This is a genomic window from Streptomyces venezuelae, from assembly GCF_008642355.1.
GTDB classification, from domain to species: domain Bacteria; phylum Actinomycetota; class Actinomycetes; order Streptomycetales; family Streptomycetaceae; genus Streptomyces; species Streptomyces venezuelae_B.
In genome coordinates this window covers 4,973,976-4,997,862 of sequence record NZ_CP029193.1, presented here as the reverse complement: position 1 = coordinate 4,997,862, position 23,887 = coordinate 4,973,976, and the positions used below count along the sequence as shown (strand labels likewise).

The 23,887-nt window shown below is 72.0% G+C and carries 21 protein-coding genes; 5 read left to right on the top strand and 16 right to left on the bottom strand.

Annotated features, from left to right (window positions below):
* Position 1 precedes the first annotated feature (1 nt).
* The 6 genes from DEJ47_RS23265 to DEJ47_RS23240 form a co-directional block, all read right to left on the bottom strand.
* Positions 2 to 1,969 (bottom strand): ABC transporter permease, encoded by a 1,968-nt coding sequence (locus DEJ47_RS23265; protein ID WP_150171265.1) that lies wholly within the window; start codon positions 1,967 to 1,969, stop codon positions 2 to 4.
* Positions 1,969 to 3,072 carry a glycine betaine/L-proline ABC transporter ATP-binding protein gene (locus DEJ47_RS23260; protein WP_150171263.1) on the bottom strand — a complete coding sequence of 368 codons (1,104 nt, stop codon included), beginning with the start codon at positions 3,070 to 3,072 and terminating at the stop codon, positions 1,969 to 1,971. The genes DEJ47_RS23265 and DEJ47_RS23260 overlap by 1 nt, the downstream gene beginning before the upstream one ends.
* A complete protein-coding gene (locus DEJ47_RS23255; RefSeq protein ID WP_150171261.1) occupies positions 3,069 to 4,613 on the bottom strand; it encodes a GMC family oxidoreductase in 1,545 nt (514 codons plus the stop codon). Before DEJ47_RS23255 ends, DEJ47_RS23260 begins: the two co-directional genes overlap by 4 nt.
* A 137-nt stretch (positions 4,614 to 4,750) precedes the next feature.
* Positions 4,751 to 6,280, bottom strand: a complete 1,530-nt coding sequence (locus DEJ47_RS23250) for an aldehyde dehydrogenase family protein (RefSeq protein WP_190415516.1) — start codon at positions 6,278 to 6,280, stop codon at positions 4,751 to 4,753.
* 101 nt (positions 6,281 to 6,381) lie between these two features.
* Positions 6,382 to 6,918, bottom strand: a complete 537-nt coding sequence (locus DEJ47_RS23245) for a hypothetical protein (protein WP_150171259.1) — start codon at positions 6,916 to 6,918, stop codon at positions 6,382 to 6,384.
* Positions 6,918 to 7,163 (bottom strand): helix-turn-helix transcriptional regulator, encoded by a 246-nt coding sequence (locus tag DEJ47_RS23240; RefSeq protein WP_150171257.1) that lies wholly within the window; start codon positions 7,161 to 7,163, stop codon positions 6,918 to 6,920. Before DEJ47_RS23240 ends, DEJ47_RS23245 begins: the two co-directional genes overlap by 1 nt.
* A 79-nt stretch (positions 7,164 to 7,242) precedes the next feature.
* Between DEJ47_RS23240 and DEJ47_RS23235 the strand changes: the two genes are divergently transcribed.
* A complete protein-coding gene (locus tag DEJ47_RS23235) occupies positions 7,243 to 7,581 on the top strand; it encodes a hypothetical protein (RefSeq protein ID WP_150171255.1) in 339 nt (112 codons plus the stop codon).
* Between the two features lie 6 nt (positions 7,582 to 7,587).
* On the opposite strand, the gene DEJ47_RS23230 is transcribed toward DEJ47_RS23235, so the two are convergent.
* On the bottom strand, positions 7,588 to 8,508 hold the full coding sequence (locus DEJ47_RS23230) for a LysR family transcriptional regulator (protein ID WP_150171253.1): 921 nt from the start codon (positions 8,506 to 8,508) through the stop codon (positions 7,588 to 7,590).
* A gap of 148 nt (positions 8,509 to 8,656) precedes the next feature.
* On the opposite strand from DEJ47_RS23230, the gene DEJ47_RS23225 reads away from it, so the two are divergent.
* On the top strand, positions 8,657 to 10,042 hold the full coding sequence (locus DEJ47_RS23225) for an MFS transporter (protein WP_223828459.1): 1,386 nt from the start codon (positions 8,657 to 8,659) through the stop codon (positions 10,040 to 10,042).
* Positions 10,043 to 10,144: 102 nt separating this feature from the next.
* On the opposite strand, the gene DEJ47_RS23220 is transcribed toward DEJ47_RS23225, so the two are convergent.
* Complete coding sequence (locus DEJ47_RS23220) at positions 10,145 to 11,134, bottom strand: malate dehydrogenase (RefSeq protein WP_150171249.1); 990 nt, start codon at positions 11,132 to 11,134, stop codon at positions 10,145 to 10,147.
* 442 nt (positions 11,135 to 11,576) lie between these two features.
* The gene (locus DEJ47_RS37405) at positions 11,577 to 13,322 is read right to left on the bottom strand and encodes an XRE family transcriptional regulator (RefSeq protein ID WP_263398900.1); all 1,746 of its coding nucleotides are present in this window, start codon (positions 13,320 to 13,322) and stop codon (positions 11,577 to 11,579) included.
* Between the two features lie 527 nt (positions 13,323 to 13,849).
* Here DEJ47_RS37405 and DEJ47_RS23205 point away from each other — a divergent pair.
* Complete coding sequence (locus DEJ47_RS23205) at positions 13,850 to 14,173, top strand: hypothetical protein (protein ID WP_150171247.1); 324 nt, start codon at positions 13,850 to 13,852, stop codon at positions 14,171 to 14,173.
* An 11-nt stretch (positions 14,174 to 14,184) separates the two neighbouring features.
* Here the strand turns inward: DEJ47_RS23205 and DEJ47_RS23200 are convergent, their stop codons facing one another.
* The 4 genes from DEJ47_RS23200 to DEJ47_RS23185 form a co-directional block, all read right to left on the bottom strand.
* On the bottom strand, positions 14,185 to 14,886 hold the full coding sequence (locus DEJ47_RS23200) for a response regulator (protein WP_150171245.1): 702 nt from the start codon (positions 14,884 to 14,886) through the stop codon (positions 14,185 to 14,187).
* Positions 14,887 to 14,899: 13 nt separating this feature from the next.
* Complete coding sequence (locus DEJ47_RS23195) at positions 14,900 to 16,063, bottom strand: sensor histidine kinase (protein ID WP_150171243.1); 1,164 nt, start codon at positions 16,061 to 16,063, stop codon at positions 14,900 to 14,902.
* A 282-nt stretch (positions 16,064 to 16,345) separates the two neighbouring features.
* Positions 16,346 to 16,855 carry a DUF3017 domain-containing protein gene (locus DEJ47_RS23190; protein ID WP_150171241.1) on the bottom strand — a complete coding sequence of 170 codons (510 nt, stop codon included), beginning with the start codon at positions 16,853 to 16,855 and terminating at the stop codon, positions 16,346 to 16,348.
* Between the two features lie 33 nt (positions 16,856 to 16,888).
* Positions 16,889 to 17,743 (bottom strand): bifunctional methylenetetrahydrofolate dehydrogenase/methenyltetrahydrofolate cyclohydrolase, encoded by an 855-nt coding sequence (locus DEJ47_RS23185; protein WP_150171239.1) that lies wholly within the window; start codon positions 17,741 to 17,743, stop codon positions 16,889 to 16,891.
* A 268-nt stretch (positions 17,744 to 18,011) separates the two neighbouring features.
* On the opposite strand from DEJ47_RS23185, the gene DEJ47_RS23180 reads away from it, so the two are divergent.
* Positions 18,012 to 18,635 (top strand): hypothetical protein, encoded by a 624-nt coding sequence (locus DEJ47_RS23180; protein WP_150171237.1) that lies wholly within the window; start codon positions 18,012 to 18,014, stop codon positions 18,633 to 18,635.
* Positions 18,636 to 18,750: 115 nt separating this feature from the next.
* Here DEJ47_RS23180 and purH read toward each other — a convergent pair whose 3' ends face one another.
* Both purH and purN read right to left on the bottom strand, forming a co-directional pair.
* Positions 18,751 to 20,286, bottom strand: coding sequence for a bifunctional phosphoribosylaminoimidazolecarboxamide formyltransferase/IMP cyclohydrolase (gene purH, locus DEJ47_RS23175; RefSeq protein WP_150175808.1), 1,536 nt, complete (start codon positions 20,284 to 20,286; stop codon positions 18,751 to 18,753).
* 74 nt (positions 20,287 to 20,360) lie between these two features.
* Positions 20,361 to 21,023, bottom strand: a complete 663-nt coding sequence (gene purN, locus DEJ47_RS23170) for a phosphoribosylglycinamide formyltransferase (RefSeq protein ID WP_150171234.1) — start codon at positions 21,021 to 21,023, stop codon at positions 20,361 to 20,363.
* Positions 21,024 to 21,282: 259 nt separating this feature from the next.
* On the opposite strand from purN, the gene DEJ47_RS23165 reads away from it, so the two are divergent.
* Positions 21,283 to 22,122, top strand: a complete 840-nt coding sequence (locus DEJ47_RS23165; protein WP_223828458.1) for a hypothetical protein — start codon at positions 21,283 to 21,285, stop codon at positions 22,120 to 22,122.
* Between the two features lie 2 nt (positions 22,123 to 22,124).
* On the opposite strand, the gene DEJ47_RS23160 is transcribed toward DEJ47_RS23165, so the two are convergent.
* Positions 22,125 to 23,849, bottom strand: coding sequence for a DUF6350 family protein (locus DEJ47_RS23160; protein ID WP_223828457.1), 1,725 nt, complete (start codon positions 23,847 to 23,849; stop codon positions 22,125 to 22,127).
* Between the last annotated feature and the right edge of the window lie 38 nt (positions 23,850 to 23,887).

Here is a 23,887-nt window from a genome sequence, read left to right as displayed (position 1 = left end):
GTCACGCTCCCTTCTTGACGCGGCGTTCCGTCGGCTGGGTGACCCGGTCGAGCATCAGGCCGAGGCAGACGATGGCGGCACCGGCCACCAGACCGGTCGCGAGGTCGCCCTGCGCGATGCCGAAGACGACGTCGTAGCCGAGCGCGCCACCGCCCACCAGGCCGCCGATGACGACGACGGCGAGGACCAGGACGACGCCCTGGTTGAGGGCGAGCATGAGCGCGGGCCGGGCCAGCGGCAGCTGGACCTTGCGCAGCTGCTGCCAGCTCGTGGCGCCGAGTGAGCGCGTGGACTCCATCGCGGCGGCGTCGACCTGGCTCAGGCCCTGCGTGGTGATGCGGACGACGGCGGGCAGCGCGTAGACGACGGCGGCGGCCACCGCGGGGGCACGGCCGATGCCGAAGAGGGCGACGACCGGGATGAGGTACACGAACTGCGGCATCGTCTGGAACACGTCGAGCACCGGGCGCAGCATGCTTTCGAACCGCTTGCTGCGGGACGCCGCGATGCCGATGGCGAAGCCGAGGATCAGCGTGACGGCGACGCCTGCGAGGACCTGGGCGAGCGTGTCGAGGGACTTGTCCCACACGCCGAGCACGCCGATCGCGGCCATCGCGGCGACGGCGGTGAGCGCGGTCTGCCAGGTGCCGATCAGCCAGGCGAGCGCGGCGACGACAAGGAGCACCGACCACCAGGGCAGGCCCTGCAGGCCGTCCCTGAGCGGGTTCAGGAACCAGCTGGTGAAGTTGGCCGCCCAGTCCGCGGTGCCGCCGACGACGGGCACGCCGGTGTAGATGTGGTCGACCATCCACTCCTTGGCGGTGTTGACGGACGGGGCGATGTTGACGACCCAGCCGGTCGGCCAGTCCACGCGGTCCGCGAAGCGGGCGGCGAGCGCGACGGCGACCGTCGCGACGGCGGCGACCGACCAGCCGCGCCAGCCGCGCAGCGGCGACGTGTTCTCGGCGTGCGCGCCCGAGCTCTCACCGGCCGCGCCGGTCACCCGGTCGAGGACCACGGCGAGCAGCACGATCGGGATGCCGGCGGCGAGCGCCTGACCGACGTCGACGGTGGAGAGCGCCTGGTAGACGCGGTCACCGAGACCGCCCGCGCCGATCACCGAGGCGATGACGGCCATGGAGAGCGCCATCATGATCGTCTGGTTGAGGCCGAGCAGGAGTTCCTTGAGGGCGAGGGGCAGGCGCGCGGAGAAGAGCCGCTGCCTGCCGGTCGCGCCGAGCGAGGTCACGGCCTCCATGACGCCGCCGTCGGCGCCGCGCAGACCGAGCGCGGTGAGGCGGGCCATGGGCGGGGCGGCGTAGACGACGGTCGCGATGATGGCGGCGGGGACGCCCATGCCGAAGACGAGGGCGAACGGCAGCAGGTAGGCGTAGGCGGGCAGCACCTGCATGGTGTCGAGGACCGGCCGCAGGATGCGGAAGATCCGGTCGTTGAGGCCGCCCGCGAGGCCGAGGAGCAGGCCGATGACGACCGAGGCGAGGACGGCCACGATCATCAGCGCGAGGGTCTGCATGGTCGGCACCCACATGCCGAGCAGGCCGCACACGGCGAACGCGGACGACGCCAGGACGGCGAGCCTGACGCCCGCCACGCGCCAGGCGACCAGCCCGGCGCCGATGGTCACGCCGGCCCAGCCCGCGGCGAGCAGCACGAGGTAGACGCCGCGCACGGAGAGCACGATGGCGTTGCTGACGTGGCCCAGGAAGTAGATGAACAGCGGGTGGCTGTCGCGGTTGTCGATGATCCAGTCGGTCGTCTTGCCGAGCGGCTCGGTCAGGTCGACGGTGAGCGCGTCCGGCCAGGCGCCGGAGGCCCACTTGGCGTTGGCGATCGGCACGAGGATCGCCGCGGCGAGGGCGAGCAGCAGGAGCTTGCCGACGGCACGGTGACGCAGGAGCGCGCCGATTCCGGTATCTCGTACGGGACTGGAGGCGGTGGCGGTGGCCATCAGGCGACCACCTCGCCCTTGCCGGAGGCTGTCGGGGCCGTGCCCGCGACGACGGCGAGCAGCCCCGCGTGGTCGACCACGCCGAGGCAGCGCTTGCCGTCCATGACACGCACCGGGAAGCCGGAGCGGGCGACGGCCTCGATGGCCTCGGAGACCTTGGCGTCGGGTGCGAGAGCCGCGCCGCGGTTCTCCTCGTCGTCGTCGGCCGGGCGCATGGCGCTGCGGACGCTCATGACGTCGGCGCGGACGACGTCGCGGACGAAGTCGCGGACGTAGTCGTCGGCCGGGGAGCCGACGATCTCCTCGGGGGTGCCGACCTGGACGACGCGGCCGTCGCGCATCAGGGCGATGCGGTCGCCGAGCTTGAGGGCCTCGCTGAGGTCGTGGGTGATGAAGACCATGGTGCGGCCCTCGTCGCGGTGCAGGCGGACGACTTCTTCCTGCATGTCGCGGCGGATCAGCGGGTCGAGGGCGCTGAACGGCTCGTCGAAGAGGAGGACCTCGGGGTCGACGGCGAGGGCGCGGGCGAGGCCGACGCGCTGCTGCTGGCCGCCGGAGAGCTGGCCGGGCTTGCGCTGTTCGAGACCCTCCAGGCCGACCTTCTTGACGACTTCGAGGGCCTTCGCGCGGCGCTCGGCCTTGCCGACGCCCTGGATCTCCAGGCCGTACGCCACGTTGTCGAGGACCGTGCGGTGCGGCAGGAGCCCGAAGTGCTGGAAGACCATGGCGGCGCGGTGGCGGCGGAGTTCGCGCAGGCGGGCCTTGTCCATGGCGAGGACGTCCTCACCGTCGATGGCGAGGGTTCCGGAGGTCGGCTCGATGAGCCGGGTCAGGCAGCGTACGAGGGTGGACTTGCCCGAGCCAGACAGGCCCATGACGACGAAGACCTCGCCCTTGTTGACCTCGAAGGACACATCGCGCACGGCGGCGGTGCAGCCGGTCTGTTCCCGCAGTTCGGCGGGGCTCAGGTCGTGCAGCGAGGTGTCGTCGGGTATGCGTTCGGCCTTGGGGCCGAAGACCTTCCAGAGGTTCTCGACGGCGAAGACGGGCCCGTTCCCGGGCGTCTCGCGCTGGTCCGCGGTCGTCACGGTGGCCTCGCTCATCGGCCGTCACCACCAAGGATCTCGGCACATTTCTCCCCGACCATGAGTACTCCGATCATCGGGTTCACGGCGGGCATCGTCGGGAAGACGGATGCGTCCGCGATACGGATTCCTGCCAGGCCCCGGATCTTCAGTTCCGGGTCGACCACGGCGAGTTCATCAGTGGAGGCACCCATTCGGCAGGTGCCTGCGGGGTGGTAGACGGTGTGGGCGGCCTTGCGGACGAGTTCGCTGATCTCGGCGTCGTCGGTGACGTCGGGGCCGGGGAAGACCTCGCGCTTGAGCCACTTCTTGAACGGCTCGGCCTCGGCTACCTTGCGGGCCAGCTTGATGCCGTCGACGAGGGTCTGCCCGTCGTAGTCGACCCCGTTCTCGTCGTACTCGAAGTACTTGAAGTCGAGGGCGGGCTTGACCTCGGGGTCCGCCGACGTCAGGTAAAGACGGCCGCGGGAGCGGGACTTGGGGATGTTCGGGGTCATCGAGACGCCGTGCTCGGGGCGTTCGTAGCCGAGACGCTCCGGATTGTCCGTGAACGGGATCTGGTAGAAGTGGAACATCAGGTCCGGGCCCTTGTGGTCCGGGTCCCGCTTCACGAACAGACCGGCGTCCGAGTCCATCGCGGAGTTGCCGGGGATCGGTCCGTTGGTCTCCCAGACGATGACCGACTCGGGGTGGTCGATGAGGTTCTCGCCGACGCCCGGCAGGTCGTGCACGACCGGGATGCCGAGGGCTTCGAGGTCCTTCTTCGGGCCGATGCCGGAGAGCATGAGCAGCCGCGGCGTGTCGACGGCACCGGCGCAGACGAGCACCTCGCGGCGGGCGGTGAACAGCTTCTCCGCGCCGTCCTTGGTGCGGATGTGGACACCGCGGGCGGTCTTGCCGTCCAGCTCCAGCTTGGTGGCCCAGGTCTCCAGGAAGAGGTGGAGGTTGGGGCGGTCGCCGGACTCCATGTGGGGGTGGAGGTAGGCGACGGACGCGGAGGAGCGCTTGTTGTTCTCCGGGTGGTACGAGAGGTCGAAGAAGCCGACGCCCTCGTCGAAGGGCTTGTCGTTGAAGCCGATGACCTCGGGGACGCCCAGCGCGGTCTTCGTCGCCTCGACCCAGTCGGTGGCGATCTGGTTCTGGTCCTTCTTGGCGACGCGCACGATGTTGTTGCGCAGCTTGCCGAAGTACGGGTCCATGGCCTTGGCGTTCCAGCCGGTGGCGCCCGCCGCCTCCCACTCGTCCCAGTCGGACGGCAGCGGCTTGAAGGAGATCAGCGTGTTGTGCGACGAGCAGCCGCCGAGGACCTTGGCACGGCTGTGCAGGATGTGCGAGTTGCCGCGCGGCTGCTCGGTGGTCGTGTACTCGTAGTCCAGTTCGCCGCCGAGCAGGCCGAGCCACTTGCGCAGCGTGAGGACGTCCTCCCGGTCGATGTCGCTGGGGCCGCCCTCGATGACGGCGACGGTGACGTCCGGGTTCTCGGTGAGGCGGGACGCGATCACCGATCCCGCGGTGCCGCCACCGACGATGACGTAGTCGAACTCGGTCTGGTCAGACATGCGTACGTGCTCCTCTTCCTGCGAGGTCGTGCCAAGGTGCTTGCGCGTAATGAGCGGGGGGTGCTCGAACGTGGTGCGCGCGGGGCGGACCTCCCGCCCCGCGCGTATCCCTTTCGGCCGGTGCTGTCCGGCTGCTGTCAGCCGGCGAACCAGCGCACGGGCGCCGGTGCCAGGTTCTGGTAGACGTGCTTGGACTCGCGGTACTCGGCGAGGCCCGCGGGACCGAGCTCGCGCCCGACGCCGCTCTTGCCGAAGCCGCCCCACTCCGCCTGCGGAAGGTAGGGGTGGAAGTCGTTGATCCAGATCGTGCCGTGGCGCATCCGGCGGGCCATGCGGCTCGCGCGGCCCTGGTCGCTGGTCCACACGGCGCCCGCGAGGCCGTACTCGGTGTCGTTGGCGAGCGCGACGGCCTCGTCCTCGGTGCGGAACGTCTCGACGCTGAGGACGGGCCCGAAGACCTCTTCCCGCACGACCTTCATCTCGCGGTGGCACTGGTCGAGCACGGTCGGCTCGTAGAAGTACCCCTCGGCGGGGCGCACGTCGCTCGGCTCGGGGCGCTTGCCGCCGGAGCGGAGCACCGCGCCCTCCTCCAGGGCGGAGGCGACGTACATCTCGGTCTTCTCGCGCTGCTGCGCCGAGACGAGCGGGCCGCACTCGACACCGTCCTCGGTGCCGCGCCCGAGCTTGATCTTCCGCGCGCGACGGGCGAGTTCGGCGACGAACCGCTCGCGGACGGACTCCTCGATGATGAGGCGGCCACCGGCGGAACAGACCTGCCCGCTGTGGATGAAGGCGGCGTTCAGGGCCTGGTCGACCGCGGTGTCGAAGCCTTCCTCGGTGGCGCAGGCGTCGGCGAACACCACGTTGGGGTTCTTGCCGCCGAGCTCCAGGGCGACCTTCTTCACGCCGAGCGCGGCGGCCTGGGCGACCTTGGTGCCGGAGACGAGGCCGCCGGTGAAGGAGACCAGGTCGACGTCGGGATGGTCGGCGAGGCGGGCGCCGACGGTGTGGCCGGGGCCGGTCACGATGTTCGCGACGCCCGCGGGCAGCCCCGCCTCGACGAGCAGCTCGACGAGGGCGACCGTCGTCAGCGGGGTGATCTCGCTGGGCTTGATGACGAAGGTGTTGCCGGCGGCGAGCGCGGGCGCGATCTTCCAGCTGGCCTGGAGCAGCGGGTAGTTCCAGGGCGTGATCATCGTGCAGACGCCGACGGGCTCGTGCACGACGACACTGTGGATGTCGTCGGAGCCGGCGTCCACGACGCGGCCCGCGCCCTCGCCGATCACCAGGTCGGCGAAGTAGCGGAAGGCGTCGGCGACGCAGTCCACGTCGACGCGGCCCTCTTCGAGGGTCTTGCCCGCGTCACGGCTCTCCAGGAGGCCGATCTTCTCGCGGTCGCGCACGAGCAGGTCGGCGACGCGGCGCAGGAGTGCGGCGCGCTCGGCCACGGGCGTGGTCGGCCACGGGCCCTCGTCGAAGGCCTTGCGGGCGGCTGCGATGGCGGCGTCCGCGTCCTCCGATCCGCCCTCGGCGATCACGGCGAACGGCTTGGCATCCGCCGGGTCGAGGATCTCGCGGGTGGCACCGGAGGTGGCGGCTCGCCACTCTCCGTCCACATGGATGGTCAGTTGTGCGGACACGTCCCGTTTGCCTTCCGTTCCTGTCATATGCCCCGCCTGTCACTCGCGGTAGCCGGGTGCACCTGCCCTGAGCGGAAGAAAGCATGCACGTTCGATGGCCGAAAGTGCGCCGTGTCACTGCACGCGTCTCAGACCCCCTCCTCCGCCGGGTCCTCCTCCGGCAGGTCGTCCGCCGCCATGAGCCCCGCCAGCCACAGCGGCATCAGCCAGTGCACGACAAACACGCTGAACAGCACGGGGAAGATCAGCCCTTCGATCTCCACCCCGGCGAAGCCGGCCAGACCCGTGCCGACGGTCACGGCGAGCAGCAGCCACATCATCACGTACTGCGCACGGGCCGCCACGCGGTTCTTCTCCGCGCGCTGCCGCTCGTCGAGGACGCGGACGCGGAGTTCGAGCAGGCCACGGGTGGCACCGTTGATCACGCCGGTCGCCACACACCAGGGCAGCAGGACGCCGAGCATCCCGAAGGTCGCCCAGCGCTCGTCGCCGAGGACGGAGTAGAGCCAGCAGGCGATGCCGACCGCGGTCAGCGCGATGTGCGTGACGACGACGGTCCTGCGGCGGGCCGCGGTGGCGTGCAGCGGGGCACCCTCGCGGCGGTTCATGATCGCGTACATGCGCCGGTCGTAGCCGGTGATGGTGGGCTGCTCGTCGGTCTTCATCAGTGGTCCCTCCCGTAGACCTCGTCCGTGAGCGGGCGGAACGGTTCGAGGGAGAACAGGGCCTCGACCGGCAGCGCGAAGTACTTCGCGATCTTCAGCGCCAGGTCGAGGCTCGGGTTGTACTGCCCGCGCTCGATGTAGCCGATGGTCTGGTAGTGGACGCCCACTGCCTCGGCCAGGCTCTGACGCGACACCTTCCGTTCGGCGCGCACCATCGCCAACCTGTTGTGCACTTGCTCGCTCATGTATAAGAAGTACTACATTCGTGAGTACGACAGCAATGACCATGTGCGGCGACAACGGCGACGTCAGGGAGCGGGAAACATGTTCGGCACCAAGCGGGAACTCATGGTGATCGCCCTGCGCGACACGGACGCGGTCGCGGACGAGCTGCGTGCGGCACTCGCGACGGCCGACGACAGGGACCGCCCCGGGCTCGAACGCGCGGTGGAGATCCTCGCCCGCACGGCCGCCGTCCCGGACACCGAGGTACGCGGCCGCTGGGCCCTGAACCAGATGGCCGCCGCCGGGCACACGGGCCCCGCCGACTCGGTCCACGCGGTCAAGGCCCTGCGCCAGGCCGAGCCGGGCCTGAGCCTGGTGGCGGCGGTGCAGCTGTCGAAGGAGGCGGCGGCGCTGCAGGCAACACTCCCGCAGGCCTGAGCAGCTCTACTCCTGTGCCGCGAGGAGGTCCCGCGCGCACGCCCGGAGCCACGCGTGCGCCGGGTCCGCGTCGTGGCGGGGGTGCCAGGCCATGCCCAGCGGGAGGGGCGGCAGGTCGACCGGCACCTCGAAGGTGACCAGCCCCAGGGCCTCCGAGAGAGGGCGCGTCCACGACGCCGCCAGTCCCACCAGGTCCGTGCGCAGCAGCACGAAGACGGACGACGAGAACGTCGCCATGCTGCCCACCACCCTTCTGGCCAGGCCGAGTTCGGCGAGCGCGGTGTCCAGCGGACCCGACAGACGCCCTCTGCGCGAGACGGTCACATGGTCGGCGGCAGCGAACCGACGGGCCGTCAACTTCCCCTTCAGCAGCGGGTGTCCGGGCCGCGCCATGCCGATCATCCGGTCCTCGCGGATCGTCTCCACGAGCACCTCGGGCGCCGTCGTGTCGATCACACCGAGCTCCAGATCGGCGGTGCCCTGCCGCAGCATGGGTTCGTCGACGTGGCTCTCGCCGAGGAAGCGGAGACGTACGCCGGGGGCTTCCTCGGCGGCGCGGGCGAAGAGCGCGGGGCCGTACGCCGCGGCGATCGCGTCGGAGCCGAGGATCGACAGGGTGCGGGAGACCGTGCGCAGGTCGACGGCGCCGGGCCCCGCGAAGAGCGCCCGTGCGCGCTCGACCACCGCGCTCACCTCCGCCTGCACGGCCAGCGCGTGCGGCGTCGGCACCATCTGCCGCCCGGCCCGTACGAGGACGGGGTCGCCGAGTGCCTTGCGGATGCGGCCGAGGGTACGGCTCATCGCGGGCTCCGACAGATGCAGCCTGCGGGCCGCGCCGGACACGCTCTGCTCCTCGAGCAGGACGTCGAGGGCGACCAGCAGATTGAGATCGAGGCCCCCCGCTCCACTGGATTGCGTCACACGCATTCACCCCTTGTGAAAGTTGCACTGGAAAGCAAGTCAAGAGCGAGCCTACGGTGACAGGGCATCCCACACGCATCCACGACGCTCCCGAGGAGGAGCCTTGCCCTCGCCTGCCCTGAAGCCGCCGACATCCCCGACACCATCGACACCGGTGGCCCCGCCCGCGTCCACCGACCCCGCCCCGGCCCCGGCCCCGCTGAAGCGGTCGACGCTGTTCATCCTCTGCGCCTGCGTCCTCGTCGCGCAGGGCATGGTCGCCGCCGTCAACCTGCTCGTCCCCCAGCTGAGCTCATCAGGACTGCACCCCTCGTCCAGCGAAATCCTGTGGACGGTCGACGCCTACGTGATCGTCTTCGCGGGGCTCCTCATCCCGGCCGGCGCGCTCGGCGACCGGTACGGCCGCAAGGGCGCGCTGCTCACCGGACTCGGGCTCTTCGCCGCGGGCGCGACCGTCAGCGCGCTCGCCGTCTCCCCCGCGATGCTGATCGCCGGACGCGGCGTCTCCGGCGCGGGCGCCGCGCTGATCATGCCCGCGACCATGTCGATCCTGATGCGCGTCGCAGCACAGGAGGACCGGCCCCGTGCCATCGCCTCCTGGACGCTCGCCGCCGGGCTCGGCGGCCTCACGGGCAACATCGGCGGCGGGCTCGCCGGCCAGTACCTGTCCTGGCGCGCGCTGTTCTGGGTGGTGGTGCCCCTCGCCGCGCTGCTCGCCCTCGCCGCGGCGCGGGCCGTTCCCCGTACGGACAAGACGGCCGGGGCCCCCGCCCTGGACCCCCTCGGCACGCTCCTGCTCACCGGCGGTCTGCTCGCGCTGCTCTTCGGCATCATCGAGAGCCCGATGTACGGCTGGACGTCCGCGCGCATCCTGGCCGCCTTCGCGCTCGGCGCGGCCCTCGTCGCGCTCTTCGTGACACACGCCCTGCGCTCGCGCGCCCCGCTCTTCGACCCGCGGGTCTTCACCACGCCGCGGCTGCGCGCCGCGACGCTCGGCACGGCCGTGAGCTTCTTCGGTCTCTTCTCGCTCTTCTACGTCAACTCGCAGTACCTGCAGTACGAGAAGGGGTACGGTGCCGCACGCGCGGGCCTCGCGATCATCCCGCTCACCATCGGCATGGTGCTCGTGCCCAAGCTCGCCGCGCGCTGGTCGGGACCGCCGCGCGCGGTGGCGGGCGGAGGCCTGCTCCTGATCGGCCTCGGCCTGCTCGGCGCGTCCACCGCGGACGGCTCGACGCCGTACGCGCTCTACGCCTGCTGGCTCCTGGTCATCTCGGCGGGCACGGGCCTGTGCATGCCCGCACTCACGCTGAGCGTCGTCGGCTCGCTCCCGCCGCACCAGGCGGGCCTCGGCTCAGGGCTCAGCACCTCGGCGCGCGAGGTCGGCGCCGCGCTCGGTGTGGCCGTGACCGGCACGACCCTGGCCTCGCACGCCTCGGACGGCTTCCTCGGCGGCATGGAGGCGGCGCTGCGCGTCGTGGCGTTCGTGGTGATCGCGGCGGCGGCGGTGGTCACGCTCGGCTACGGCAAGAAACGATGAACACCCTCGCGGAACAACGACGACCGCCCCGGCAGATCCCTGCCGGGGCGGTCGTCGTGCACAGTCGTGCGACTCGAGTCGTGCGACTCGAATTCGTACGACTCAGATGAGGCCGAGACCGCGGACGGCCTCGCGCTCCTCGGTGAGCTCCTGCACGGACGCGTCGATGCGCGCACGCGAGAACTCGTTGATCTCCAGGCCCTGGACGATCTCGTACTTGCCGTCCTTCGTGGTGACGGGGAAGGAGGAGATGAGGCCCTCCGGAACGCCGTACGAACCGTCCGACGGGATACCCATCGAGGTCCAGTCACCGTCGGCCGTGCCGTTGACCCACGTGTGGACGTGGTCGATGGCGGCGTTGGCGGCGGACGCGGCCGACGAGGCGCCACGGGCCTCGATGATCGCGGCACCGCGCTTGGCGACGGTCGGGATGAAGGTGTCGGCGAGCCAGGCCTGGTCGTTGACGACCTCGGCGGCGTTCTTGCCGGCGATCTCCGCGTGGAAGATGTCCGGGTACTGGGTGGCCGAGTGGTTGCCCCAGATGGTGAGGCGCTTGATGTCGGCGACCGAGGAGCCGGTCTTCTTCGCGAGCTGCGAGAGCGCGCGGTTGTGGTCCAGGCGGGTCATCGCCGTGAAGCGCTCGGCCGGTACGTCCGGGGCGGCGGCCTGCGCGATGAGCGCGTTGGTGTTGGCGGGGTTGCCGACGACCAGGACCTTGATGTCGTCCGCGGCGTGGTCGTTGATGGCCTTGCCCTGCGGCTTGAAGATGCCGCCGTTGGCCTCCAGGAGGTCGCCGCGCTCCATGCCCTTGGTGCGGGGGCGGGCGCCGACGAGCAGGGCGACGTTGGCGCCGTCGAAGGCGACGTTCGGGTCGTCGCTGATCTCGATCGAGTTCAGCAGCGGGAAGGCGCAGTCGTCGAGCTCCATGGCGGTGCCCTCGGCGGCCTTGAGCGCCGGCGTGATCTCGAGAAGGCGCAGGTTGACCGGCACGTCCGCGCCGAGCAGGTGGCCCGAGGCGATGCGGAAGAGCAGCGCGTAGCCGATCTGGCCGGCCGCGCCGGTGACGGTGACATTCACGGGAGTGCGGGTCATGGCGATCTCCGTAAGACAGCTGGCGGTGGGGTCCCGTGTCCCTCTACTGGATCCCCTGATTCCTGGATCCCCGCCGACGCCTCGTCGAGTCCTCGATCGCCTCTCGATGATCGATCTCTTGGCATCAAGAGAGATCCGCCGTCAGGCTATCGCGCCCCGGCCACCCCTTGGCGCCGGGTCGGTGTGGCCCGGCCCACAGCGTCGGCCACTTGGTCGGCCGCCTCGTGCGCCGCTCCGTCGGCCGCCCCCTGAAAAAAGGGGGGCGGCCGCCACGAGGGGGGGGAGCGTGGCGGCCGCCGTGGGGGTGTGACCACTCCCGTGGGGGTACGGTTCGCCTGCCCTCGGAGTCACATGTCATGCCCCCAAATTCTCAACTTTCTGCCCGGCTCCTGGATTTGGGCCCCTGACCAGGGGTTTCGCCCGACAATCGGCGCCGGGACGGCTACGCCGTGCAGCCCGTCCGGCCGGTCGTGAGCGTCGCGCACGCCTTCGCCGCGGTTCCCGACTTGGCCGCCACCATCGGCGTGTACGCGTCGAAGTCCTCGTTCACCGTGCTGTTCTGCTCGGCCTCGGCACCGCCGCCCGGCCCCGTGATCGTCAGCTCGTCCCCGGGCGTCGCCTGGGTGATCCGCGCCCACGCGGCGCCGCACACCTTGCTGTACCGGACCTCGACCAGCGTCCTCCCGATCGTCGCCCGCGACGTCGTCTTCGCCAGCTCGCCGCCGCAGCCCATGTTCTCGGGGTCCTTGCCCGCGCAGTCCTTGCCGCTGCACTCGACCCCGGCGGGCAGTTTTGTGTCCTTCTTGGTCGGCGTCACGGACGGCTTCGCCTTGTCGTCGCCCTTGTCGCCGCCGAACCCGGTCATGAGGACGGCGGCGGCGATGACCACGAGGGCGCCGACGATGCCCGCGAGGAACATCGTCAGCTTGCGTCGCCGCCGCTGCCGGTCCGGCGACCCGCCGGGACCACCGGGCCCGCTCGGTCCTCCGGGGCTCCCCGCCTCACCGAACGCGGACGCCGACACATCACCGTACGAACTGGAGGCCCCGTACGAACCGACCGAGGGTGGCCCCACCGTGGGCGAAACCCCGGCGGGCCCCGCCACCCCGGTCACCGGCCCGACGCCCCCGCCGGACCCGTTGCGCGCCGCGCCCCTGCCCTCCGGGACCGACGGCCACGGAGACGACTTCCCGGGGAGGGAGGACTGCGAAGGCTGCGACGGCGGCGAGGGCCACGGCGAGGACGCGTTCTCCGGCACGCTCCGCCCCACGGCCTGCCCACCCGACGCCGCTCCTGCCGAAGCGCGCCCGCCCGGCCCCACCCCTCCCGGAGCCTGACCGCCCGGAGTCGGCCTGCCGGGAGTTCGGCCACCCGGGCCCTCTCCCCCAGGAACCTGGCCGCCGGGCACCTGATCCCCCGGTGCCTGCCGATCCGCGGCCCGACCGCCCGGAGAGGACCCGCCGGGGGCCTGCGCACCCGGTGCCTGCCCGCCGGAAGTCTGGCCACCGGGAGTCGGCCCTCCGGGAGCTTGCCCACCCGGCGCCTGTGCGCCCGAAACCTGCCCACCGGGTGCCGTCCCGCCCGGACCCGTCCCGCCCGGAACCTGACCCCCCGAAACCCGCCGACCCGGAGCCTGACCCCCCGGAACCTGCCCACCCGGTGCCGTCCCACCGGGTGCCGTCCCGCCGGGTGCCGTCGCGCCCGGCGCCTGGCCGCCCGGCGACATACGACCCGGCGTCTTTCGGTCCGGCTTCGCGTCCGTTCGGGCGTCCCTCTTGGCGCCCGACCTCCCCGGCTTGGATGCCTTGCCGGACGCCTTGCCGTCCGCCTTCCCCGACGGGTCGGCGCCCAGTTCCCCCAGGGCGGCCCGCGCCTGCGAGATGCGGATCGCCTGCATCGTCATGTCGTGCCGCATCTCGGAGCGGCTCCACGCCCGCTCCGCGAGCTCCCACATGGTGATGAGGTGCACGGGCGGCGTCCCCGTCACCTCCGCGAGCGCGACGATCGCGCCCTTGGGGGCGAGCAGCCGCCCGTTCAGATAGCGCTCCCACGACGTCTTGCTGTAGCCGGTCCTGTCGGACACCGCCGCAATGCTCAGGCCACTGCGGTCGACCAGCATGCGCAGCTGGCCGGCGAACTCCCTGACCTCCGGGTCGAGCTCGTCCGGTAGCGCCTTCCAACGAGGCATTGCTCCCCCTATCCCCCCGTGCGTTCCTGTTCTGCCCCCGCGCCGTCCCCGTGTCGACCCCGCACCGTCCCCGGCCTGGACTACCCAGAGGGATGCGCGAAGCCGGGATGTCAGTTCCCGGATGAGGGGCGCACGAGAGCATTCGGGCCACCGGCGGCCTCTGCCGCACTCCCCGCGCTCCGCGCGGTCCAGGGCCCAGTGTCCCACCGCGGCGCCCCTCCACGATGCGGAACCCCGGCCACCGGCCGAGACCTCCCGAACCTTCCGGAATGCATGATTCGCCCCACGTCACCCGTTGCGGAATGGTCACCTCCGTGCCACAGGGATCAACGTCCCTTGATCGCACTTGGCGGGTGCATGACTCTGGATCAGCCCGAACGGCGGTGCCCGTCCTCTCTCGGGGGTGAGGACGGGCACCGTCCCCGAAAGGGCGATGTCGGCTGTTCAGCGCATGTCTTGCGGCCCTGGGGGCCCACGTACCCGGCAGAGTCGGTACACGGCAGACCCCGGACCCCAAGGAGCCCGACATGAAGCACCGACAGCGCCTCGCCGGCGGCGTACTCGCCGCGGCCACCCTCCTCGGCGCCACCCTGGCGACGCCCGCCGCCTCGGCGGCCACCACCGCCACGGCCACCGCCTCCGCGACCTCGGGCACCGCGCCCGCCTGCGTCAAGCGGGACGTCGTCAAGCACCGCAAGTACGTCAAGGTGACCAACCTCTGCGGCCACGCCATGCACCTGAAGGTCGTCATCGACTGGGGCAACGACTCGCCGTGCCTGACGTACCAGAACAAGGAGCAGTGGGAGTGGAACTGGGGCCGCGGCTCCTACGGCAAGGTCGTCACCTGCTGATCAGCGGGTGATCACTGCCCGTTCTCCGGTCCCGCCCCCGGCGTCACGAGCCCCGTCTCGTACGCCACCACCACCGCCTGCGCCCTGCTGTCCAGGTCGAGTTTGCTCATCGTGCGGTTGAGGTGGGTCTTGACCGTGGCCTCACTGATGTAGAGCCGCTCCGCGATGTCCGCGTTGGTGAGGCCGCGCGCGATCAGCTTCAGGACCTCGACCTCGCGCAGGGTCAGCACCCCGAGGTCGGGCGGCGTCTCCGCGTCGTCGGCGCCGGGACCCGCCGTCTGCCGGGCGAACGCCTCGACGAGGCGCCGCGTCACACTGGGCGCGAAGAGCGCGTCACCGCCACCGACCGCCGCCACGGCCGCGAGGAGCCGCTCGGGCCCGGAGTCCTTGAGCAGGAACCCGGACGCGCCGGCCCGCAGCGCCCCGTACACGTACTCGTCGAGGTCGAACGTCGTCAGGACAAGGACGCGCGGCGCCGGTTCGGCCGCCTGCCCCAGGATCTTCGCGGTGGCCGTGATGCCGTTCATGCCCGGCATCCGGATGTCCATGAGGACGACGTCGGGGCGGGTCTCCGCGGCGAGCGCCACCGCCTCCTCGCCGTCGCCCGCCTCTCCCACGACCTCGATGCCGGGCGCGGCGCGCAGCAGGCCCACCAGCCCCGCGCGGATGAGGAACTGGTCGTCGACGACGAGCACCCTGATACGTGAGCTCATCCGGTCACCCGGCTCATTCCGTTGCGTCGTCCCCCCGCGCCGCGGCCCGCGCCGAGGTCGGCAGGGTGAGTCGCACGGCGAATCCCCCCTCGCTCAGCGGGCCGATACTGATCGCCCCGCCGTAGAGCTTGGCCCGCTCCCGCATCCCAATCAAGCCGTGTCCACTCCCCGTCCGTACTCTGTCCTGAATCACCCCCTTCCCGTCATTGATGACCGAGACCTCGATGTGCCCGCGCCGGTAGGCGAGTTCGACGGTCGCGGCGGCTCCATGGGCGTGTTTCAGTACGTTGGTGAGCGCCTCCTGCACCACGCGGTACGCGCACAGTTCGACGCCGGGTGCCACCGGCCGCGGGGTTCCCGTGACCCGAAGTTCGACGTCGACTCCCCCGGCGCGGACCCGCTCGACCATGTCGTCCAGGCGGGCCAGGCCCGGCATCGGGGCCGCGGGAGCGTCGCCGGTGTGGTCGCCGTCCTCGGCGCGCAGGACCCGCAGCATGCGGCGGAGCTCCTCGAGGGCTTCGCCGCTGGTCCCGGAGATGGTGCCGAGCGCCGCGCGCGCGGTCGCGGGGTCGGAGCCGAAGACGAACGTCGCGAGGCCCGCCTGCACGGAGATCACCGACATGTGGTGGGCGACGACGTCGTGCAGTTCACGCGCGATGCGTCCGCGTTCCTCCGCGACCTCGCGGCGGGCCCGCTCGTCCTGCTCGCGCTTCAGCTGCCGCGCGAGTTCGGCGGACCGGCGTGCGACGTACCCGAAGCGCCACAGGACGAGGGAGAAGCCGACGGCCTGGCCGACGACGGACGGCATCGAGGCGTCCTCGCTGATCGCGCCGGCGTAGATCCACAGGGCGGCCATCAGCGCGGCGCAGGCGAGGGAGACGCGTGAGGAGCAGAGGGAGGCGACCGTGTAGACGGTGAGCATGGGGCCGAAGGTGCCGACGACCGGCCAGTAGCCGACGGTGACGTAGACGAACCACGCCAGATGGACGACGAGCAGCACGGCGAGCGGGGCTTTGCCGCGGACCGCGACGGGCACGCAGACGAGCGCGACCAGCGCGTATCCCAGGGGGTCGAGGGCGGGCCAGCCCTGCGCGACGGACTCCTGGCCGAGCAGCACGGCGACCGTGGTCAGGGCGACCGCGATCAATGCGTCGACAGCGAGGGGGCGGATCCGCATCGCCGCAGCGTAACGCGCATATGGGGGGCGGAACGTCAACCAGTCGCGGTACCGCGGAAGTTGTAGGAACCGGCCGTCTACCGCCAGAGGAGCAGGGGGAGTTCCACCCGGCGCGGGACGACGGGAGCCGCGGGGCACCCGTAGTTTGTGGGACCAGCACCACAGGACCGCGGCCGTCGGGGGGAACCGCACGGGGGAAGGCCCGGTCCGTACGGCGGTGGCCCGTCCCCTCGGGGGAGGACGGGCCACCATCGCGCACAGCGCACCTGCGAAAGCGCGGGGCTAGATCGTGTAGTGCAGCGTGTCGTCCAGGAACGGGATCACCAGCCAGGGCTCGGGCTGCGCCATCATCGCGAGGAGCGCGATGGCGACGCCCAGGACCCCGTACGTGACCATGTCCGTGAACCGCGAGCGCACCGCGAGCATGCCGACGTCCGGCAGCGCCCAGCGCAGGACGGCACCGCCGATGAGGGCGACGCCGATCAGCAGCGTGCCGACGCGGAACACGTCGAACGCGGTGAGCAGCAGCCCGAGTCCGACCAGCGAGACGACGCTGAGCAGCGGCCACTGCCGGGCCGGTGCGGGCGCGTCGCCCGCCGCGGCGCGGCCGCCGCCCTCGGGCCGCGCGGTGTCACGCGTGAACAGCGGGAAGCGGCGCGACACCTTCCGCGGCTGCCCGTCCGGACCCGGCGCGCTGACCGCGCCCTCGGCCAGGGGAACGTCCGCGGTGCTGCCCTCACCGGCTTCCGGGCTGCCGCCCCGCTCGGCCTCGGGGCCCGTGGTCTCGCTCATCACCCTCGTCCCTCTCCTGTTCGGTGCGCGGCTTCAGCGCGCGGCGCGTTCCGCGGCCTCGACGACGTTCACCAGGAGCTGGGCGCGGGTCATCGGGCCGACGCCGCCCGGGTTCGGGGAGATCCAGCCCGCGACCTCGGCGACGCCCGGGTGGACATCGCCGACGATCTTGCCGTTCTCGTCGCGCGAGACGCCGACGTCCAGGACGGCGGCGCCCGGCTTCACGTCCTCGGGCTTGATCAGGTGCGGCACGCCCGCGGCGGCGACGATGATGTCGGCCCGCTTGAGGTGGGCGGCGAGGTCCCGGGTGCCGGTGTGGCACTGGGTGACCGTGGCGTTCTCGGACTTGCGGGTGAGCAGCAGCGGCATGGGCCGGCCGATGGTGACGCCGCGGCCGACCACGACGACCTCGGCGCCCTTGATCTCCACGTCGTGCCGCCGGAGCAGCCGGATGATCCCGTACGGGGTGCAGGGCAGCGGCGCGGGCTCGTTCAGGACGAGACGGCCGAGGTTCATCGGGTGCAGGCCGTCGGCGTCCTTGTCCGGGTCCATGAGTTCCAGGACGCGGTTCTCGTCGATGCCCTTGGGAAGCGGGAGCTGGACGATGTACCCGGTGCAGGCCGGGTCCTCGTTGAGCTCGCGGACGACCGCCTCGATCTCCTCCTGGGAGGCGGTGGCGGGCAGTTCGCGCTGGATGGAGGCGATGCCGACCTGCGCGCAGTCGCGGTGCTTGCCCGCGACGTACTTCTGGCTGCCGGGGTCGTCGCCGACCAGGACGGTACCGAGTCCGGGCGTGACGCCCTTCTCCTTCAGGGCCGCCACGCGGGCGGTCAGTTCGGACTTGATCGCGGCTGCGGTGGCCTTGCCATCGAGAATCTGGGCGGTCATGCCCCCATCTTCCCGGATGAGACCCGCCCGGTACCAATCAGGGCGCTCCCCGGGCGCGACAGCGGTCCGCCCGGCAAGTGCACCCGCTGATCAGCGAGGTTGCACTTGCACAACACATACCGAATGCGGCTGGACAAATAAGCCAAGCCTAAAGAACGATATGCGGCACAGTGCCGCGGGCAGTGTCGGGGGGACGGACCGCATCTGTAGAACCTTCCTCCGTGGTGTGCCGCGTCGTCCCCGCACCACCCGACGGAGGAAGACCGCCATGAGTTACGGCGACCCGAACAACCCATACGGGCAGCCGCCCCAGCAGCCCCCGGCCGCTCCCGGATACGGCTACCCCCAGCAGGGCCCGCCCGGCGTCCCGCCGCAGCAGCCCTACGGCTACCCGCAGCAGCCGGCGTACCCCGGATACCCGGGCGGCAACATGATGCAGCAGTCGATGCCGGGGCTCCTGGTCACCGCGCGGGTCTTCCTGTTCCTGATCTCGGCGGTGCAGATCCTGGGTGCGATCGGCTTCCTCTACCTCGCCGCCATCGCCAACGACGTCTCCGACAGCGCCGACGACTTCGGCCTCGACGACGCGGGGATCGGTGACGCGGCGGCCGGCGTGTTCGTCGTCCTCGGACTCATCGCCGCGGGTCTCGCCACGCTGTCGATCACGCTCGGCGTGAAGTTCAGCCGCGGCGGCCAGGGCGTGCGCATCACCACGGTGGTGTACGGGGCGCTCGGCGCCATCGTCGGCCTGATCTACCTCTTCGTCGGCCTGGACACGGGTCTCGCCTCGGCGATCATCGGCCCGCTGATCTGGCTGGTCTTCGGCGTCATCATCACCCTGGCGCCGGTGGTCCCCAGCGGCACGGCGTGGTTCAACCGCCCGCGCTACTGAGCGAGTCGGACACGTACGACGGTGGCCGCGCCCCCTGCGAGGGGCGCGGCCACCGTCGTTTCTGCCGCGTCGGGGCCACTCAGCGGAAGAGGCCCGCTCAGTGGAAGAAGTCCGCTCAGTGGAAGAAGTGCCGCGTCCCCGTGAAGTACATCGTGACGCCGGCCTTCTTCGCCGCCTCGACCACCAGCTCGTCACGGACCGAACCGCCCGGCTGCACCACGGCCTTGACGCCCGCGGCCGTCAGGATCTCCAGGCCGTCGGGGAAGGGGAAGAACGCGTCGGACGCGGCGTAGGAGTCGCGGGCCCGCTCCTCGCCCGCCCGCTCGACGGCGAGCTTCGCGGAGTCGACGCGGTTGACCTGGCCCATGCCGACACCGACGGACGCGCCGTCCTTGGCGAGCAGGATCGCGTTGGACTTGACCGCGCGGGACGCCTTCCAGGCGAACGCAAGCTCCGCGAGCTCACCCTCGTTGAGCGCGTCGCCCGTGGCGAGCGTCCAGTTCGCCGGGTTGTCGCCCTCGGCCTGCAGCCGGTCGGTGACCTGGAGCAGCGCGCCGCCGTCGATCTGCTTGACCTCGACCGCGTTGGACGGCGCCTGATGGGCGCGCAGGACGCGGATGTTCTTCTTCTTGGTGAGGACTTCGAGAGCGCCGTCCTCGTACTCCGGCGCGACGATGACCTCGGTGAAGATCTCGGCGACCTGCTCGGCCATCTCCTTGGAGACGGGGCGGTTCACGGCGATGACGCCGCCGAACGCGGAGAGCGAGTCACAGGCGTGCGCCTTGCGGTGCGCCTCGGCGACGTTCGCGCCGATCGCGATGCCGCACGGGTTGGCGTGCTTGATGATCGCGACGCAGGGCTCGTCGTGGTCGTACGCGGCACGGCGCGCGGCGTCCGTGTCCGTGAAGTTGTTGTACGACATCTCCTTGCCGTGCAGCTGCTCGGCCTCGGCGAGGCCGCCCGTGCCGTCGACGTAGAGGGCCGCGCCCTGGTGGGGGTTCTCGCCGTAGCGGAGCACGTTCTTGCGCTCGTACGTGGCACCGAGGAAGCCGGGGTGGCCGGAGTCGTCCGACGCCGCGTAGTCCGCGGCGAACCAGCTCGCCACGGCGACGTCGTACGCGGCGGTGTGCTGGAACGCTTCTCCGGCGAGCCGCTTGCGCGCCGTCAGGTCGAAGCCGCCGGCCCTGACCGCGGCGAGCACGTCGGCGTACCGCTTCGGGTCGGTGACGACCGCGACCGAAGGGTGGTTCTTGGCGGCGGCGCGGACCATGGAGGGGCCGCCGATGTCGATCTGCTCGACGCACTCGTCGGGGGTGGCCCCGGAGGCGACGGTCTCCTTGAAGGGGTAGAGGTTCACGACGACGAGCTGGAAGGGCTCGACGCCGAGCTCCGTGAGCTGCTTGCGGTGGTCCTCCAGGCGCAGGTCGGCGAGGATGCCGGCGTGGACCTTCGGGTGCAGGGTCTTGACCCGGCCGTCCAGGCACTCGGGGAAACCGGTGAGCTCCTCGACCTTGGTGACGGGCACACCGGCGGCCGCGATCTTCGAGGCGGTGGAGCCGGTGGAGACGAGCTCGACGCCCGCCTCGTGGAGCCCGCGCGCGAGCTCTTCCAGGCCGGTCTTGTCGTAGACGCTGATCAGCGCGCGCTTGATGGGGCGCTGCGCGGCGTTCGCGTTCGCATCGTGCGCGTTCGCGGTCGCGTTCGCGGCGTTCGTAGCTTCGGCGGTCACGGGATAAGAACCTTTCGTCCCTCAATGCGGTAGCCGTGCCGGGCCAGACGCCCCACGACATCGACGAGCAACGTGCGCTCGACTTCCTTGATGCGCTCGTGCAGAGCGCTCTCGTCGTCCTCGTCCCGGACCTCGACCACGCCCTGGGCGATGATCGGGCCGGTGTCGACGCCGTCGTCGACGAAGTGGACGGTGCAGCCGGTGACCTTCACGCCGTACGCGAGCGCGTCGCGCGCGCCGTGGGCCCCCGGGAAACTGGGCAGCAGCGCGGGGTGCGTGTTCACGAACCGCCCGCCGAAGCGCGCGAGGAACTCCTTCCCCACGATCTTCATGAACCCGGCGGAGACCACCAGGTCGGGGTCGTGCGCGGCCGTCGCCTCGGCCAGGGCCGCGTCCCACTCTTCGCGGGTCGCGTGGTCCTTCACCCGGCAGACGAACGTCGGGACGCCCGCGCGCTCGGCGCGCTCCAGGCCCGCGATGTTGTCCCGGTCCGCGCCGACCGCGACGATCTCCGCGCCGTAGCCCTCCGGGCCCTCGGCGCGGATGGTGTCCAGCAGGGCCTGCAGATTCGTGCCCGACCCGGACACCAGCACGACGAGGCGCTTGACGGGGCGCGCGACGGGGCGCTCGGGGCGCGCGACCTCAGCGCTCTTGGCCACAGCTGGCCCTTTCTCGGAGGATGCCTTTGTACGGTCGTACGAAGGCTTCGGGGCCCGCGATACGGGGAACCCTACGAAGCGGCCGACCGCCAGCAACGATACCGGCACACGGAACCGCCCCTCACGGGACGGGGGCGCGGGCGGAAGGTAGCGTCTGTGGGGAAGCGCCTGAATACCGAAGAACGCCGCGTTGTCGAGCCGCGCGACGGCTCCGCCACGGCCCTGCCAAGGGCCCTACCAAGGGGAAGACGCACACCTGATGCCGGACCGTAGCCGCCCTTCGTCTCCGCCGCAGGACCCGGAGTCCCAGGGACCCGAGTCCCCGGGCCCGGGTGCCCAGGGAACGGGCAAGGACGACGACAACCCCTTCGCGCCGCCACCGGAGGGGACACCGGACCGGCCGTGGCAGCCGCGCCGCCCCTCGGGCGACTCCGCCCCGGACGGCGACGACTCCGGCGGCGGTCACGGGCCCCAGGGACCCCACGGATCGCCGTGGGGCAGCCAGTGGAGCGACCGCCAGCCCGGCCGCTCGCAGGGTGGTTTCGGCGACCGCCCCCGCCCGCAGAACGGCCCCGGCAAGGAGGACCCCTCCTCGGCGGGCGGCAGCGGGGCGGGCATGCGCTGGGACCCCACGGACCCGGCCCAGCGCCGCGCGCGTTACGCGCTGCTCTCCGGCATGTGGGGCTTCTTCTTCGCCCTGTTCGGCTGGCGGTACGTGGCGCTGCTGCTCGGCGCGCTCGCGGTGATGTGGGCGGTCCAGTCGCTGCGCGCGAAGCCGCGCAGACCGGACCCGACGGCGCCCGCGACGGCGCCCTCGCCGACCCCGGCCGCTCCGGCGCCCACCGCGCCCACCACGGCCGCCCGGCCGCCCCAGTCCGACCCGTCGGCGACCAGCACGAGGCCGCAGACGACGGCCGCGATCAGCGGCCTGGTCACGGGCGCGCTGGCGCTCCTGATGGTGGCGGGGACGTTCACGGCGCAGCTCGTGTACCGGGACTACTACACGTGCGTGGACGACGCCCTGACGAGCGCGTCGCAGTCGTCCTGCGAGGACCTGCTGCCGAAGCAGCTGCGCCCGCTCCTGGGCGAACAGGACTGACGTCACGGCGCCTCCGGGGGCGGCATGCGCCGCTCCCAGAGCCGCTCCCCTTCCTCCTTCAACGCCTCCCAGCGAGCCTCGCGGGCGGCTTCGTCGCGCGAGGTGAGGGGCGGGACGTCCGTGGTGCGGCTCACGGTCGGCTCCGGCGTGCTGTCCTGACCTTCGGTCGGGTGGTTCACGGGGGCGTGCGCGGGGGCATCCATGTCCACGTCCACGGGAGCGTGCGCGGGAACGTTCACGAGGGCGTCCACGGCAGACTCAGCCGCCTCCCCCGGCAGCGGCGATCTCCGGGGCCGCGGCAGCCGCAGCCGCCACGAGGGCAACGAGGGCAACGAGGGCAACGAGGGCAACGAGGGCACCCTGAGCCACGCCGGCCGAGCCCGCCCCCGCTCCCCGCCGGCCCCGCGCCCCTTCCGCAGGCGCCACCCCCGCAGACCGAGGGAGGCAGGCACTCCGAGCAGCAGCGCCCAGCTCAGTGCCGCCGCTCCCGTCTGCCACCACACCGGGCCGAACTCGGAGAGGACCGCCACGCCCATCGGCCCGCCCGCCAGGGCCGCGAGGAGCGCCGTCAGCAGCCCGCACATCACGGCCGCCAGCGCCGCGCCCGCGGCCGTGCGGCCCGGCGACCACGCCTCGTCCCGGTCACCGAACGCGGGCGCCGCCTCGTGGACCGTGCACCAGGCCACCGCGAGCCCCGCGCACACGGGCACCGCAGCGGACGCCCAGGTCAGCGGCGACCCGGGACCCGGCGACGGCAGTGCCGCGAGCAGCGGGAAGGGCGGCAGCAGTGGCGCCGAGCCCGCCGCGAGAGGCCCGGCGACGGCTCCCGTGCCGAGTGCGAAGCCGGGGCCGAGGCCGTAGGCGGCGCCCCACACAGCGGCGTTGGGCACCAGCGCCAGGGCCAGCAACAGCACCGCGAGCCGCCCCGACCATACGCTCGTGAGCTGCAGGAACGACGCCTGCGCCGACCCCGCGTGCAGCACCAGCGACACCGCGACGAGCAGCGCACCGCCGCCCACGAGGACCCCGGTCGCCGCCGCCCCGGCCCGTACGACGGTCGCCGTCAGGCGCCGCGCGAGGAATCCCCGTACGAGAAGGGCACGGAGAAAGCCACGCACCCCGTCGGGCAGCGCGGCCAGCGGGCGGCGCAGGAACGCCGGGAGCGGCCCGCGCGGACGCCCGCGCGCCGTCCATACGCCGAGTCCCGCCGCCCCCGCCGCCAGTACCGGCAGGTGCACGGCCACACTGATCCAGTCGGGCCGCAGCTCACCATCCGTCGCATAGAGCGCCGCGGCCAGGCCGACCAGCAGGTATCCGGCCACCACCCCGGACCAGGCCGTGCCACCCGGGTGCCCTCGCTCCTCGGGCGCCGCCGCGTCCCGCGCCGCCCGGTGCAGCAGCCACGTCGGCAGGACGACGAGGAGCAGGGGCGTCACACCGATCGGGGCGGGCGCGCCGGACAGCGTGTCCGTCCTGATCAGCTCCGTGCCGTGCGCGAGGAGCCACAGTCCCGCCGCGACGTGCAGCGCCCCCTCGGGCCCGCTGTCCGGGTACGGCGAGCTGATCCACAACATCATCACCAGCACGGCGAACGAGCCCAGTCCCAGGCCCGCGGCGACAGCCCCGCCCAGCACACAGGTGGCCAGGGCGGGAGAACGGTCGCGGGCCCGTCCGCGCAACGGTTCCACGGGCGGCGACGAGGCGTGGGGATCGGTCGTCTGGGTCACCCGGCCATGCTCCCAACGACACGCGCTTTCTTCCCGTA

Coding starts and splice junctions, on each gene's coding strand:
- DEJ47_RS23165 (WP_223828458.1), top strand. CDS start 21,283: ATGCCGGACCGTAGCCGCCCTTCGTCTCCGCCGCAGGACCCGGAGTCC.
- DEJ47_RS23190 (WP_150171241.1), bottom strand. CDS start 16,855: ATGAGCGAGACCACGGGCCCCGAGGCCGAGCGGGGCGGCAGCCCGGAA.
- DEJ47_RS23250 (WP_190415516.1), bottom strand. CDS start 6,280: ATGACAGGAACGGAAGGCAAACGGGACGTGTCCGCACAACTGACCATC.
- DEJ47_RS23245 (WP_150171259.1), bottom strand. CDS start 6,918: ATGAAGACCGACGAGCAGCCCACCATCACCGGCTACGACCGGCGCATG.
- DEJ47_RS23260 (WP_150171263.1), bottom strand. CDS start 3,072: ATGAGCGAGGCCACCGTGACGACCGCGGACCAGCGCGAGACGCCCGGG.
- DEJ47_RS23205 (WP_150171247.1), top strand. CDS start 13,850: ATGAAGCACCGACAGCGCCTCGCCGGCGGCGTACTCGCCGCGGCCACC.
- DEJ47_RS23255 (WP_150171261.1), bottom strand. CDS start 4,613: ATGTCTGACCAGACCGAGTTCGACTACGTCATCGTCGGTGGCGGCACC.
- DEJ47_RS23230 (WP_150171253.1), bottom strand. CDS start 8,508: ATGCGTGTGACGCAATCCAGTGGAGCGGGGGGCCTCGATCTCAATCTG.
- DEJ47_RS23220 (WP_150171249.1), bottom strand. CDS start 11,134: ATGACCCGCACTCCCGTGAATGTCACCGTCACCGGCGCGGCCGGCCAG.
- DEJ47_RS23240 (WP_150171257.1), bottom strand. CDS start 7,163: ATGAGCGAGCAAGTGCACAACAGGTTGGCGATGGTGCGCGCCGAACGG.
- DEJ47_RS23265 (WP_150171265.1), bottom strand. CDS start 1,969: ATGGCCACCGCCACCGCCTCCAGTCCCGTACGAGATACCGGAATCGGC.
- DEJ47_RS23195 (WP_150171243.1), bottom strand. CDS start 16,063: ATGCGGATCCGCCCCCTCGCTGTCGACGCATTGATCGCGGTCGCCCTG.
- DEJ47_RS37405 (WP_263398900.1), bottom strand. CDS start 13,322: ATGCCTCGTTGGAAGGCGCTACCGGACGAGCTCGACCCGGAGGTCAGG.
- DEJ47_RS23235 (WP_150171255.1), top strand. CDS start 7,243: ATGTTCGGCACCAAGCGGGAACTCATGGTGATCGCCCTGCGCGACACG.
- DEJ47_RS23200 (WP_150171245.1), bottom strand. CDS start 14,886: ATGAGCTCACGTATCAGGGTGCTCGTCGTCGACGACCAGTTCCTCATC.
- DEJ47_RS23180 (WP_150171237.1), top strand. CDS start 18,012: ATGAGTTACGGCGACCCGAACAACCCATACGGGCAGCCGCCCCAGCAG.
- DEJ47_RS23185 (WP_150171239.1), bottom strand. CDS start 17,743: ATGACCGCCCAGATTCTCGATGGCAAGGCCACCGCAGCCGCGATCAAG.